Here is a 13,379-nt window from a genome sequence, read left to right on the forward strand (position 1 = left end):
GGTGAGTTGCGGGCCAGGATGAGGCTTGAACGAGAACAGCGTTTCGTCGAAGTGGTGGGCATTGCCATCGCTGGCCCACACATTGCACGCCGTCAGGCGCGTGGCCAGGCGCGCCACGCCGTCGGCCCGCTGCCAGGCCAGGCAAGCCAGGCCGGTCATCACCGAGGTGCCATTCATCAAGGCCAGCGCCTCTTTCGGGCGCAGTTTCAGGGGCTGGAGCCCGATGGCCGCCAGGGCCTGCGCGGCCGGCTGACGGCGGTCCTGGAACCAGACCTCGCGCTCGCCGCACAACACGGCGGCCACGTAGGACAAGGGTGTTAGATCACCGCTGGCGCCCACCGAACCCTCGGCCGGGATCAGGGGCAGCACGTCGTGCACCAAAAGCTGTTCGAGCTGCACCAGCAGCTCCCAGCTCACGCCGGACACGCCCTGGCACAAGGACGACAACCTGGCCGCGAGCACCGCGCGCGTCTCCTGGGGCGTCAAGTGCCGACCCGCGCCGATGCCGTGGTAGGTGTAGAGGTGGTGTGGCAACTCCGCGATCAACTCGGGCGGGATGCTGACGGTGCAGGAATCGCCATAGCCCGTCGTCACGCCATAGACCACGCCGTCCTCGCGCAACAGCCGGTCGAGGAAAGCCGCGCCACGCTCGATGCGCTCGCGGAACGCGGGCTCGCGCCCCAGCGTCGCCGTGCGCTGGCGGGTCGACAAGGCGACCACCTCGTCCACGCTCAGGCGCTGGCCATTGAAGACCACCGGGGTCGGGCGATCAGTGGTGTGTTCCATCATGTTGCTCAAGGCCGGGGCTCGGCGCCCCCTGCTGCCAGAAAGGGAAAAAATTGAACCAGGCCAGTGGCGCCTGTGCCAACAGGGCCTCCAGCCAATGCGAAAACTGCTGGGCATAGGCGGCCATGGCCTCCTGCCGTTCACGGCGGGGCAAGGTCACCTGCTCGGCCAGGCAACTGGCCTGCAGCACGTACTCGCCGCCCGCGTTGCGCACGCAGGCCATCGCGTACAAAGGGCATTTGAGCAGGGCCGCCAGCACATAGGGGCCCACCGGCCAGGGGGCCGACTCGCCCAGAAAATCCGCGGGCACCGTCATGCTCTGGCGCACTGGCACGCGGTCACCCGCGATGGCCACGAACTCGCCCTGCGCCACCTTGTCGGCCAGCAGCATGGCCGTGGCCGGATTGACTTCGCTCACCTGGATCAGGTGCACCTGGCTGTCCGGATTGAGCCGTTGCAGCAAACGGTTGAAGCGTTCGGCGTGGATGGTGTGCACCAGCACGTTGAGGCGCAAGCCACGTTGCCGTTCGGCGTTGACGCGGCACAGTTCCATGCAACCGACGTGCCCCATCACGATGATCGCCCCGCGGCCCTCCTTGGCCAGCGCCTGCAAGCCCGCCTCGCCTTCGATGCGCAGCGCCCGGCCATCGAGCGCGCCACTGACCGCCAGCAGCTTGTCCAGGATCGTGTCGGCAAAGGCCAGGAAATGCGCCAGCGTGTCGCGCCAACCGGGTGCATGGCCCAAGGCACCGGACGCTGCCTCCAGCCGTTGCAGGTATTCCAGCGACGAGCGCCGCGCCAGGCTTTGCGTGGCCCAGTAGAAGAACACGATGGGGTAAAGGCACACCAGGAAAGGCAGGCGACCCAGCACCCGGTGCACCCAGAACATCACCTGGATGCCGGCCACGAAGGTGTTCTCGCCCAGGTTCGCCCAGTGCGGGGCCGATGCGACTTTGGACGCCGCCATCAGCTCACCTTGCGCCACAACAGCAGGGGCAGGCGCAGCAACATCCCTGCGAACAAACGCGCATGCATGCCCGAGATCAACACGTTGTCGCGCAGCACCTTGAAATGCGAAATGCCATCGGGCGGGTAGATCACCCGCGTCGGCAGGTTGACGATGGGCACCTGGCGCCAATGCAGGCGCACCAGCAACTCGGTCTCGAAGTCCATGCGCCGCCCGAGCCTGACTTGGTCGATCAATGCCACCACCGAGCCCAGCGGGTAGACACGGTAACCGCACATGGAGTCACGGATATCCAGCGACAAGGTGTTGATCCACACCCAGACGTGGGTCAGGTAGCGGCCATACAGCCGCCCCTTGGGCACCGAGTCGTCGTACACAGGCTGGCCGCAGATGACAGCCAGCGGTTCGCGCTCGGAAGCCGCCAGGAACTTGGACAGGTCGGTCACATCGTGCTGGGCGTCGGCATCGACCTGCAATGCGTGCGTGTAACCCAGCGCCTGTGCGCGGCGCAGACCGGCCATCATCGCGCCACCCTTGCCCTGATTGGCGGGCAATCGGAGCAGGTCGACCATGGCGCCATGCTGGTGTGCCAAGGCGTCCAGCACCCTGGCGCAAACGGCGTCGCTGCCATCGTCGACCAGGATGACCTTGAGCCCCTTGGCGCGCACGGCGTCCACCATGCCACCGACGGTGGCCGGGTGGTTGTAGCAAGGGATGACGGCCACGGTCTGGTCAAGCACGGGGGGCCTCGTTCGACCAGATGGCTCGGCCACTGGCGTGGTCGGTGGTTTCGGCCGGATCGCTGGCCTGTGAATACAGCTTGAACGACAAGGTGCACAGCGCAGGTTCGTTCGCCTTGGGTTGGCATTGCAAGGCCACCAACAGCCGCGTGCCGGGCAACACCGGCCGCACGAACTTCAAGGCCTCCAGGCGCAAGAAATGCGTGGGCAGGTGGAAGCATTCGCGGCCAAGGGCCAGGGCCCAGTCCACTTGCGCCACACCCGGCAGGATGGGGGCGCCCGGGAAATGCCCATCGAACACCGACAGGCCCGCTTGGATGTCCAGCACGGCCAGGGCCTTGGTCGGACCACGCTCCAGCCATTGCACGGCGGGCATGTCCGGCTGGCTGGGCGGCGTGGCAGGGGTGGGGTTCATGGTGAACAAATCCTTCAGCATCGACTCGGGCGTCTTGCCCTGGGCATTGACCGGCATGGCTTCGACGAAACGCCAGCGCCTGGGCAGGGCCATGGGCTCCAGGCTGTCGGCCAGCGCTTGGCGCAGCGCCTCGGCCAAGGCCCGCCGGCCTTGCTCCAGGTGCTGCCGTCCCGCCTCGGTCACGACGGCCACCACGGCCACGCGGGCACCGATGGGGGTGTCCACGACCAGCGCACGCGCCTCTTTCAACCAAGGCGTGTTCAAGACCTGCCGTTCGACGGTGCTCAGCGAGACGCGCTTTTCCTCGATCTTCACGATGCGGTCGACGCGGCCCAGCAGGCGGAAGCTGTCGGCCCCGGCCGCTTCGGCCAGGTCGCTGCTGACCCACCATTGTCCATCAGGCAGGCGCGGCGAGCGCACCGCCAGGCAACCCTCCTGGATTTGCCACCGCACGTCCATGAACGGCACCCAAGGCGTGTCTTCGACCCTGCATTGGCGCCAGGCAACACCACCGGTTTCGGAACTGCCGAACACCTCGGTGGGCACCTGCCCCAGGGTCTGGGCGGCCACGCGGGACACCTCGAAGGGCAAAGGCCCACCCGAAGAAAACACCGCCCGCAACCCGCGCCGCGCCGCGGTCCAATCCAACTGATCGCCCAAGCGCTTGAGGTGAGCGGGCGTCGTCACCAGCACCGAAGGCTCGGGGCCCAGGCAGCTGGCCATGTCCTCCGGGTAGAGCAGGCGCCGCGCGGCCAAGGGGCGGCCCGCCGCCAGGGGCCACAACACCAGGAACAGCAAACCATAGATGTGCTGGTGCGACACGGTGGCCCAGATGGTGGGCACATCGCCACCACCCGCACCCAGGGCGGACCGGCCGAAGGCCGATTCCAGCGCCTCGACCTCGGAGACCAATTGGGCCAGGCGCTTGTCGATGGCCTCGGGCTGTCCCTGCGACCCCGAGGTGAACACCTTCAAGCGCGCGGTGGCCGCGTCGATGGGAAAACGGCGCCTTGAGGTGGCCTCGTGGCATTCGGCAGGCCGCGTCCCACCGGGCACATCGCCGGCCAGCATGCAACCGTCCGCCGTCAGCGCATCCAAGGTGGCGGGCCGGTCATCGCCCGGCAGGACCACCACCTTGCCCGCGTGCCAGGCGGCCAGCACGGCCGCGGCGAAGCTCAGCGGATCGTCCAGGTAGATGGCCCACTGCAGGGTGTCGGGACGGGTTTCGAAGGCCGATTGCCACCCTTCCACCAAGCTCAGGAAATGCGCATGGCTGACCAGGCGGCCGCCTTGCCAAGCCAGGGCTCTTCGGTCATCGGGCGGGCGGCAGGCCAGTTCGGTCAACGGCCACCAGTCAGCCATGGGCCCCCCGCGCAGCGGCATGGGCCAAGGCATCGATCCGGCCTCGGAAACGACGGCGAACCAGCCACTCCCCGGCGCCCAGCAGGCCCATCAGCACGTAGGCCACCAGCCCGTTGTAAAGCGTCCAGACCTCGTCGCTGGCCCACAGGGCGGTGCCCAGGGCCACCGAGCCATTGAACAGGAAAAACACGCACCACACCTGCGTCACCCGCCGGGTGTAGGCCACGGCCTGGTGCGGCAGGTTGGGCTCGCTCAGGCGCGCAATGCGTTCGACGGCGGTCGGGCCATGGATCAGGCTCACGCCGAACAAGGCCAGCATCAGGCCGCTGACGCCCACGGGATAGAGTTTCAACGGCATCCAGCCATGTCCCAGCCAGGTGAGGAGGGCCAGCAGCCCCGCCGCCGCCGCCATGCCCCAGGCAGCCGTCGAGCGGGCCACGCCCAGCCGCACCAGCGCCATGGCCACCAGCATGACGGCCAGCCAGCGCGGCTCGAGCCGCCCCAGGCACAGGTAGACGACCAGCGGGTACGCCAGCGTCAGCAACGCCAGCATCACCCCACCGAAGCGAATCTTAGGCATCGACCATTCCGTCGGTGACCAGCAGGTGCAAGGCATCGACCACATCGCTCACGGTGCGGACCTGCTTGAAGGCTTCCGGCTGCAGGCGCTGGCCGACCAGGGGCTTGAGCTGCACCATCAGGTCGACAGCATCGATGCTGTCCAGGTCGAGGTCCTCGCGGAGCCTGGCCTGCGGCACGATGCGCTCGGCTTCGATGTCGAAGGTCTGGACAAGGATGTCCACGATGCGTTGGAGGATCTCGTCTTTGGTCATGGCAATTGCTGGCAAAAAATCAACGGGTGCGTTGCGCGGCCACGAAAGCCGCCAGCGCCTGGACACTGCCGAAATGCCGGCGTGTCTCTTCGGAATCGGCCGTCACCGTCACACCGTAGCGACGTTGCAAGGCCAGGCCCAGTTCAAGGGCATCGATCGAATCCAGGCCCAGACCCTTCACGAACAAGGGCTGCTCGGCGTCGATGTCGTCGGGCGTGATGTCTTCAAGGGCCAGTGCGCTGATGATGAGCTCCTTGATGTCGAGCTCAAGCGCTTGCAGGTCGGGGTTCACGTCGGGTCTCCACGGCGAAATAATCGGTCAATTGCTGGGTCAGGCGGCGTGCAGCCTGCGCTTCACTGGGGCCGCCGTCAATGGGCATGGCCACCGGCATGTCATCACACACCTCGATGCGGAAGTGGGGCCGGCTTTCAGGCACCCGCCACCAGGGCTCACCCTTGGGCAGCAACACGGGTTGGCACTGGATCAGCACCGGGGTCACATCGACACCGCCGCGAACCGCGACATTGGCCGCCCCCCGCTGCAGCTTGGCCGCGTCGCCATTGGTGGGCGTGCGCGTGCCTTCGGGAAAGATGATCAGGTTGTTGCCAGACCGCAGTGAGGCGATGCTGTCCTCGATCATGCCAGGACCGGTGTCGTTGCAGATGAAACCTGCCGCCAGAACCGGCCCGCGCGTGAAAGGATTGCGCACCAATGCCGCTTTCACCACGCAATCGGCATGGCGCGTGAACGACATCAGGAAAACCACGTCGATCAGCGAGGGGTGGTTGGCGAGGATCAGCAAGCCCTGGCGCCGCAGCTTGTCCAGGCCGTGCACCTCGTAGGTGAAGATGCCCAGCATGTGCATCAGGCCGATGAAGGCCCGGAAGGCCTGGTGGATGATGCCGCGCGCCAGGGCCGACAACCGCACCCGGTCACGCACCAGCAAGGACAGGACCGGGAACACCACGACCCACAGGATCACGCCGCCCAGGCCGAAGCAGGTGAAGCTCAGCGCCGTGGCGACCAGGCGCCAAGCCCAATTGAGGCGATCAAGCATGGGCCGCCCCCCAGAACCATTGGCTGCCCGCCCGGTCGGACCGGACCCATGCTGGGGAATGGGCCCCATCGATCGACAGGGTTTGGCGCAGCATGTGGCGCAGCACGGCCAGTCCGGCGGGCCAGTGGCGGGTATCGCCGAGGTCAGGATGGGGCGCGCCATCCGCCGGCCCCACACGGACCTGGACCACATGCCCTTCGGGACGGGATACCTTGGACGGGGCGGCAACCCGCCAGGCCCAGGCGTATTCCAGGGCGGGCTGGTCTTCGAACTGGTCGTAAGGCGGGGGCAAAGGTGCTTCGTAGTACACGATCAGCACTTCTTCGGCGCCATCGGCCAGCAGCGCCGCCGCTTCGGTCAGGGCCGCCAGCACGGTGGCTCGGCCCGCCGTCACGACCACGGTGTTCTGGGTGTCGCCGCAGGCGATGGAATACAGGGCCGAAATGGCGTTGTGCACCGACAGGCCGAAACCAGTGGGCGACAAGGCTTGTTCCTGGGCCAGATCGCCCAGCAGGTGAAGCGACCGTCCGGCATCACCGTACCGAGATGCGAACACCATGGGCATGGCGGGCGCCCCTTCTGGCTTGCACCAGTAGGCCACCTGGCAGGCCAGGCGGCCCAAACGGTCAACGCGGCGCCGCATCATGGGCGCCATTTCGGTGAGCGGGGGGACGACGTCGATCAGTGGCGCCGGCAAACGCGGCGCTTCGCGCGCCCAGTCGAGCCAATCCTGCTGCTGCAAGAGGCCTGCGCCATAGGCTGCCCAATCAACAATGACGAATTCAAACTGCACAAATCACCAAATCGCCAGCTGACGGCCACCACGGAGGCAACCCATCAGGCCAGTCACAGAGCGATGTCAATCGATGCAGCAGGCCCCCAAATGCCCTCGTCAACGAGGAATCTTTACAGTATTTTACGGCATTACCCCTGCGCCACAAAACCACTCGTTAGAGGGATTCGACGCGGTCCGGGCCGGGCCTGGCGGGAACCTACAATGGGTTTTCCAGAAAACGAGTTCAAAACTCGCCGAAAAATCAGAGCCAGCGCACGCCAGGACATATTTTTGCATGGCCTGACGCTTCACGTTTCACCATGTTTCCACGATTCAAAAATACCGGGCGCGACTCAGGGAGATGGCGCCGATCAATGCTGCTGGCATGTCTGGCCGCGATGAGTTTCACCTTGGCGGGCTGCGCATCGTCCCTCTCGGAGCGAGAATTCGACCCAGCCGACTTGGTCCAGCACCTGAGCACGGACGGCGAGAACATCGAAGCCGACATGGCGGCCTTGGCCAAGCCCTTGGTGGACCAGGGCCAGACGCCTGGCATCGTGGTCGGCGTGCTCCTGCCGGATGGCCAAATGCGTTTTTTTGGCTACGGCACCACGAATGAACAAGGTGGCGCCACGCCAGGGCCGGACACCATTTTCGCGATGGGCTCCCTGAGCAAGGGATTCCTGGGGGCCATGGCCGCTGAATTGGTGAACGACGGCCAATTGGCCTGGGATGACACGCTGGGTGACCTGCTCCCGCCAGAAACGCCCTTGAGCTCGGACGCCAAGCGCATCACCTTGCTGCAATTGGCGACGCACACCTCCGGCCTGCCCCGCCAGCCCATCACTTTCCAGACCTGCCGCTATTTTCTGCAGTACCTGTTCACCGGGGCCAATTTTTACCGGCACTTCGAGCGCGACTACGTCTTCGACTACCTGTCCGACTTCAAGGCGCCCAACCACCACGAACCCAACTATTCCAACATCGGGTATGGGCTGCTGGGCCATGTCATCGAACGGCGCACCGGCCAGTCGCTGGAAACACTGCTGGACCAGAAGATCGTCCACGGCCTGGGCCTGAAGAACACCGGCTACATGCCGAGCACCCTGCCCGGCTATGCGCTCCGGGCCCATGGGCATGCGGGCGATCAACCCAAGTTCGTGCCGCGTGGCGCATTGGTGCCCGACTGGGAGTTCACCGACTTCATGCGGGGTTCGGCCGGCTTGTATTCCAGCGCCCGCGACATGCTGACCTTCGCGTCCGCCCACCTGAATGGTCGCGAGGGGCCCTTCAAGCAAGCCCTGGTCGACACCCTGAAAGCCCGCCAGGACCGGCCCAAGGAAGCCCCCGCCATCGCCTGGCTGATCGATGACATCGGCGGGCAGCACATCACCTATCAGGTGGGCTTTGTGGCGGGCTTCACGAGCTACATCGGATTGAACGTCGAACAGCGCACCGCCGTCGTGGTGCTGCAAAACAGCTTCAACTGGAAGGACAGCGTCGGCCAGAAGCTGCTGCTCCGCATGGCCCATGCCAAGTCCATCAAGCTGGCGACCGGGGCCCCATCAAGTCCACCCGGTCCGTGATCAGCCCGTCCAGGCCGGCCGCCCACAATTCATCCGCGCAGGCCACCTCGTTGACCGTGTAAGTCAGGGCTTTCAGGCCGGCCTGGTGGGCCAGCGCGATGCCTTCAGCAGTCCATTGGGCATGGTGTGCCACCACCGCCACGCTGCCCAGGCTAAGGGCTTCGTCCACCCAGCCGGTGCGCAGGGTTTCCAGCAGGAGCGCACGGGGCACTTCCGGCGCGGCCTCACGGGCCGAGCGCAAAGCACTGGGGTTGAACGAACTCAGCAGGGGCATGGGCGTTTGCCCTGTCCAGAGTCGCCGCACCGCCTGGGCCACCACCCTGCCCGTCACCTCGTCCAGGCCGGGCGAAGGCTTGATTTCCAGGTTCACGAGCAAGCCATTGGCTTGCAGCCACCGGGCCAGGGCTTGCAGCCTCAGCAAGGGCTCGCCGGCATAGGCGGCGCTGTGCCAGCTGCCTGCATCCAGCCTGGACAATTCGTCCCAGGGTTGGTCACCTGCCGGGCCATGGCCGGAGGTGGTGCGGTCCAGATCGGCATCGTGCAAGAGGAAAGGCTCGCCATCGGCGCTGAGCTTGACGTCGCACTCGAACATGCGGAATCCGTGCGATGCCCCCAGGCGAAAAGCCGCCAGCGTGTTCTCGGGGGCCAGCTTGCCTGCGCCCCGGTGGGCGATCCAGCGGGGATAGGGCCAGGTGGCGGAAGGTGCATCGTTGGGTGAATTCATGACGCCACAGCATAGCGTTCCCGTGGCGGTCAAACGCTCGGGGATCACCTGCTGCGGTAACATCCCCCCTCAGGCGCGAAAACCGTCCGCACCCTGCTTTTCGCACCCATTGCCGCCGTTTTTTCACCCCGGCCGCGCCTGGCGCCTCTACATGAACGCACCCCTCCCGCTGACACAACACGCTGCCGAGGCCCACGCCGACGGCGCGCCGCGCTTGCGCGAAATCCCCTACAACTACACCTCGTTCTCCGACCGCGAGATCGTGCAACGCCTGCTGGGCCTGCGCGCCTGGGAACTGCTGAGCCAGTTGCGCGCCGAGCGCCAGACCGGCCGTTCTGCCCGCATGCTCTACGAGGTGCTGGGCGACATCTGGGTGGTGCAGCGCAACCCCTACCTGCAAGACGACTTGCTGGACAATCCCAAGCGCCGCGCCCAGCTGATCGACGCCCTGCACCACCGCCTGAGCGAGATCGACAAGCGCCGCACGCCGTCCAGCGTCCCGGCCGATGCCAACCGCGACACCCTGGTTGGTGAACTGCTGGTGGCCGCCCGCGCCTGCATCGACCGTTTCGCGCTGAACTTCAAGCACGTCTATGACCTGCGACAACGCGCCCGCAAGACGCTGGGCAAGGTCACGGCCGGCGACAACATCAAGTTCGATGGCCTGAGCCGCGTCTCGCACGTGACCGACGCCACCGACTGGCGCGTCGAGTACCCCTTCGTGGTCCTGACCCCCGACACCGAGGCCGAGATGGCCGCCCTGGTCAAGGGCTGCGTCGAACTGGGCCTGACCATCATCCCCCGTGGCGGCGGCACCGGCTACACCGGCGGCGCCGTGCCTTTGACCTGGAAAAGCGCGGTCATCAACACCGAAAAGCTGGAGCAGATGACCGAGGTCGAGATGGTCAGCCTGCCCGGCGTGGACCACCCCGTCGGCACCATCTGGACCGGCGCGGGCGTGGTCACGCAACGCGTGGCCGATGCCGCCGAGCGCGCCGGCTTCGTCTTCGCGGTCGACCCGACCTCGGCCGAGGCCTCGTGCGTGGGCGGCAACATCGCCATGAACGCGGGCGGCAAGAAAGCCGTGCTGTGGGGCACCGCGCTCGACAACCTGGCCAGCTGGCGCATGGTCACGCCCGATGCCGAATGGCTGGAAGTGACCCGCCTCAACCACAACCTGGGCAAGATCCACGACGCGCCCCTGGCCAGCTTCGAGCTGAAGTATTTCCAGGCCGACGGCAAGACGCCGATCCGCACCGAAAGGCTCGACATCCCCGGCCGCACCTTCCGCAAGGAAGGCTTAGGGAAAGACGTCACCGACAAGTTCCTGGCCGGCCTGCCCGGCATCCAGAAGGAAGGCTGCGACGGCCTGATCACCAGCGCCCGCTGGGTCGTGCACCGCATGCCCAGCCACGTGCGCACGGTGTGCCTTGAATTCTTCGGCAACCCCAAGGACGCCGTGCCCTCGATCGTCGAGATCAAGGACTTCATGTTCACCGAGATGGCCCAGCCCGGCGGCGCCATCCTGGCCGGCCTGGAGCACCTGGACGACCGCTACCTGCGCGCCGTGGGCTATTGCACCAAGAGCAAGCGCGGCGTGCTGCCCAAGATGGTCCTGATCGGCGACATCGTCGGCGACGACGAGAACCGCGTGGCGCGCGCCACCAGCGAGGTCATCCGCCTGGCCAATGGCCGCAGCGGCGAAGGCTTCGTGGCCGTGAGCGCCGATGCCCGCAAAAAGTTCTGGGCCGACCGCAAGCGCACCGCCGCCATCGCCAAGCACACCAACGCCTTCAAGGTCAACGAAGACGTGGTGATCCCGCTGCCGCGCATGGGCGAGTACACCCTGGGCATCGAGCGCATCAACATCGAACTGAGCCTGCGCAACAAGCTGGCCTTGGTCGACAAGCTCAAGGCCTTCATGGCCAATGGCAACCTGCCCCTGGGCAAGGTCGAGGACACCAGCGAGCTGCCCAGCCCCGAGCAACTGGAAGAACGCGTGCAGCGCGCCCTGGCCCTGCTGGACCAGACCCAGGCCAAGTGGCAGTTCCTGCACGAGCGCATCGACGCTCCCCTGTCGCAAGTCGGCGACCACCTCGTCGCCCTGGGCTACGAACAGCACCGCGATGGCACTTACCCGGCGCAAGAAGGCGACACGGTCTTCAACCTGCTGCAGACCTGGGCCATCCGCGTGAGCTGGAAGCGCGAGCTGCGCGACGAGTTCGCCAAGATCTTCAGCGGTTCGGCGATGGAGCCCATCCTCGCCGAGGCCAAGCGCATCCACAAGGAAGTGCTGCGCGGCCGCGTGTGGGCGGCCCTGCACATGCACGCCGGTGACGGCAATGTGCACACCAACTTGCCGGTCAACAGCGACAACTACGAGATGCTGCAGACGGCGCACGAGGCCGTGGCCCGCATCATGAAGCTGGCGCGCAGCCTGGACGGCGTGATCTCGGGCGAGCACGGCATCGGCATCACCAAGCTCGAGTTTTTGAGCGATGCCGAGATGGCCGACTTCACCGCCTACAAGGCCCGTGTCGACCCCGAAGGCCGCTTCAACAAGGGCAAGCTGCTGCGCGGCGCGGCCCTGAAGGGCCTGGGCGACGACGTGCACCACGCCGACCTGAGCGAGGCCTACACGCCCAGCTTCGGCCTGATGGGGCACGAGTCCCTGATCATGCAGCAGTCGGACATCGGCGACATCGCCACGTCGGTCAAGGACTGCCTGCGCTGCGGCAAGTGCAAGCCCGTGTGCGCCACCCACGTGCCGCGCGCCAACCTGCTCTACAGCCCGCGCAACAAGATCCTGGCCACGTCTTTGCTGGTCGAGGCTTTCCTGTACGAAGAACAGACGCGCCGCGGCGTGTCCATCAAGCACTGGGAAGAGTTCGAAGACGTGGCCGACCACTGCACGGTCTGCCACAAGTGCGTCACGCCCTGCCCGGTCAACATCGACTTCGGCGACGTGTCGATGAACATGCGCAACCTGCTGCGCAAGATGGGCAAGAAGAGCTTCCGGCCCGGCAACGCCGCCGCCATGCTCATGCTCAATGCCACCAACCCCGAGACCATCAAGCTGGCCCGTTCGGCCATGGTGGGCGTGGGCATGAAGGCGCAGCGCATCGCCAACGACGTGATGAAGGTCGTGGCCCGCAAGCAGACCAGCGCACCGCCGGCCTCGGTCGGCACCGCGCCGATCAAAGCGCAGATCATCCACTTCATCAACAAGAAGTTGCCGGGCGGCCTGCCCAAGAAAACCGCGCGCGCCCTGCTCGACATCGAGGACAAGGACTACGTGCCCATCATCCGCAACCCCAAGCAGGCGGCGGACACCGAGGCGGTCTTCTACTTCCCGGGCTGCGGCTCGGAACGCCTGTTCTCGCAAGTGGGATTGGCCACGCAAGCGATGCTTTGGCATGCTGGCGTGCAGACCGTGCTGCCGCCGGGCTACCTGTGCTGCGGCTACCCGCAACGCGGCTCCGGCCAGTTCGACAAGGCCGAGAAGATGATCACCGACAACCGGGTGCTGTTCCACCGCGTGGCCAACACGCTGAACTACCTGGACATCAAGACCGTGGTCGTGAGCTGCGGCACCTGCTACGACCAGTTGCAGGGCTACCAGTTCGACAAGATCTTCCCGGGCTGCCGCATCATCGACATCCACGAGTACCTGCTGGAGAAAGGCATCACCCTGGCCGGCAAGGACGCCTACCTCTACCACGACCCCTGCCACAGCCCCATGAAGCTGCAGGAGCCGATGAAGACGGTGAAGGCCCTGGTCGGCGACAACGTGATTGAGTCCAAACGCTGCTGTGGCGAATCGGGCACGCTGGGCGTGACGCGCCCTGATATCTCCACGCAGATCCGCTTCCGCAAGGAAGAAGAAATCCGCAAGGGCGAGGCGCAGTTGCGCGACGAAGGCAAGGTTGGCGCCAAAGAGAATGTCAAGGTGCTGACCTCGTGCCCCAGCTGCCTGCAGGGCCTCAGCCGCTACCAGGACGACCTGCAAAACGGCTTGCTGGAAGCCGACTACATCGTGGTCGAAATGGCCCGCCAGATCCTCGGCGAGAACTGGATGCCCGATTACGTCAAGCGCGCCAACGACGGCGGCATCGAGCGGGTGCTGGTGTAAG

General features: G+C 66.0%; 12 protein-coding genes. 2 read left to right on the forward strand and 10 right to left on the reverse strand.

Features of this window, described 5'->3' with window-relative positions; genetic code table 11:
• The 9 genes from ACREB4_RS13520 to ACREB4_RS13560 form a co-directional block, all read right to left on the reverse strand.
• Positions 1–786: aromatic amino acid lyase (locus tag ACREB4_RS13520; RefSeq protein WP_431588749.1), on the reverse strand; the 786-nt coding region annotated here is incomplete at its 3' end.
• Entirely contained in the window at positions 770–1,753 is a 984-nt protein-coding gene (locus ACREB4_RS13525; protein ID WP_431588750.1) for an acyltransferase, read from the reverse strand. The genes ACREB4_RS13525 and ACREB4_RS13520, both read right to left, overlap by 17 nt.
• On the reverse strand, positions 1,753–2,493 hold the full coding sequence (locus ACREB4_RS13530) for a glycosyltransferase family 2 protein (protein WP_431588751.1): 741 nt from the start codon (positions 2,491–2,493) through the stop codon (positions 1,753–1,755). Before ACREB4_RS13530 ends, ACREB4_RS13525 begins: the two co-directional genes overlap by 1 nt.
• Positions 2,486–4,270, reverse strand: coding sequence for an AMP-binding protein (locus ACREB4_RS13535; protein WP_431588752.1), 1,785 nt, complete (start codon positions 4,268–4,270; stop codon positions 2,486–2,488). Before ACREB4_RS13535 ends, ACREB4_RS13530 begins: the two co-directional genes overlap by 8 nt.
• Positions 4,263–4,850: a hypothetical protein gene (locus tag ACREB4_RS13540; protein ID WP_431588753.1), complete on the reverse strand. Its 588-nt coding sequence runs from the start codon at positions 4,848–4,850 to the stop codon at positions 4,263–4,265. The genes ACREB4_RS13535 and ACREB4_RS13540 overlap by 8 nt, the downstream gene beginning before the upstream one ends.
• Complete coding sequence (locus ACREB4_RS13545) at positions 4,843–5,103, reverse strand: acyl carrier protein (protein WP_431588754.1); 261 nt, start codon at positions 5,101–5,103, stop codon at positions 4,843–4,845. The genes ACREB4_RS13540 and ACREB4_RS13545 overlap by 8 nt, the downstream gene beginning before the upstream one ends.
• A 19-nt stretch (positions 5,104–5,122) precedes the next feature.
• Complete coding sequence (locus ACREB4_RS13550; protein ID WP_431588818.1) at positions 5,123–5,383, reverse strand: phosphopantetheine-binding protein; 261 nt, start codon at positions 5,381–5,383, stop codon at positions 5,123–5,125.
• A complete protein-coding gene (locus tag ACREB4_RS13555; protein ID WP_431588755.1) occupies positions 5,370–6,161 on the reverse strand; it encodes a lysophospholipid acyltransferase family protein in 792 nt (263 codons plus the stop codon). Before ACREB4_RS13555 ends, ACREB4_RS13550 begins: the two co-directional genes overlap by 14 nt.
• The gene (locus ACREB4_RS13560) at positions 6,154–6,954 is read right to left on the reverse strand and encodes a beta-ketoacyl synthase chain length factor (protein ID WP_431588756.1); all 801 of its coding nucleotides are present in this window, start codon (positions 6,952–6,954) and stop codon (positions 6,154–6,156) included. The genes ACREB4_RS13555 and ACREB4_RS13560 overlap by 8 nt, the downstream gene beginning before the upstream one ends.
• 356 nt (positions 6,955–7,310) lie before the next feature.
• On the opposite strand from ACREB4_RS13560, the gene ACREB4_RS13565 reads away from it, so the two are divergent.
• Positions 7,311–8,522 (forward strand): serine hydrolase domain-containing protein, encoded by a 1,212-nt coding sequence (locus ACREB4_RS13565; RefSeq protein WP_431588757.1) that lies wholly within the window; start codon positions 7,311–7,313, stop codon positions 8,520–8,522.
• On the opposite strand, the gene ugpQ is transcribed toward ACREB4_RS13565, so the two are convergent.
• Positions 8,479–9,246, reverse strand: coding sequence for a glycerophosphodiester phosphodiesterase (gene ugpQ, locus ACREB4_RS13570; protein ID WP_431588758.1), 768 nt, complete (start codon positions 9,244–9,246; stop codon positions 8,479–8,481). The two genes, ACREB4_RS13565 and ugpQ, sit on opposite strands and share 44 nt — an antisense overlap.
• A 151-nt stretch (positions 9,247–9,397) precedes the next feature.
• Between ugpQ and ACREB4_RS13575 the strand changes: the two genes are divergently transcribed.
• Positions 9,398–13,378, forward strand: coding sequence for a DUF3683 domain-containing protein (locus tag ACREB4_RS13575; RefSeq protein ID WP_431588759.1), 3,981 nt, complete (start codon positions 9,398–9,400; stop codon positions 13,376–13,378).
• The last annotated feature ends 1 nt before the right edge of the window (position 13,379 follow it).

This window comes from Aquabacterium sp. (assembly GCF_050725395.1).
Classification (GTDB): Bacteria; Pseudomonadota; Gammaproteobacteria; order Burkholderiales; family Burkholderiaceae_C; genus Aquabacterium.

What these genes read in the sequence shown, in the direction of transcription:
- ACREB4_RS13545 (WP_431588754.1), bottom strand. Translation starts at nt 5,103, where the DNA reads ATGACCAAAGACGAGATCCTCCAACGCATCGTGGACATCCTTGTCCAG.
- ACREB4_RS13555 (WP_431588755.1), bottom strand. Translation starts at nt 6,161, where the DNA reads ATGCTTGATCGCCTCAATTGGGCTTGGCGCCTGGTCGCCACGGCGCTG.
- ugpQ (WP_431588758.1), bottom strand. Translation starts at nt 9,246, where the DNA reads ATGAATTCACCCAACGATGCACCTTCCGCCACCTGGCCCTATCCCCGC.
- ACREB4_RS13535 (WP_431588752.1), bottom strand. Translation starts at nt 4,270, where the DNA reads ATGGCTGACTGGTGGCCGTTGACCGAACTGGCCTGCCGCCCGCCCGAT.
- ACREB4_RS13525 (WP_431588750.1), bottom strand. Translation starts at nt 1,753, where the DNA reads ATGGCGGCGTCCAAAGTCGCATCGGCCCCGCACTGGGCGAACCTGGGC.
- ACREB4_RS13565 (WP_431588757.1), top strand. Translation starts at nt 7,311, where the DNA reads ATGCTGCTGGCATGTCTGGCCGCGATGAGTTTCACCTTGGCGGGCTGC.
- ACREB4_RS13575 (WP_431588759.1), top strand. Translation starts at nt 9,398, where the DNA reads ATGAACGCACCCCTCCCGCTGACACAACACGCTGCCGAGGCCCACGCC.
- ACREB4_RS13540 (WP_431588753.1), bottom strand. Translation starts at nt 4,850, where the DNA reads ATGCCTAAGATTCGCTTCGGTGGGGTGATGCTGGCGTTGCTGACGCTG.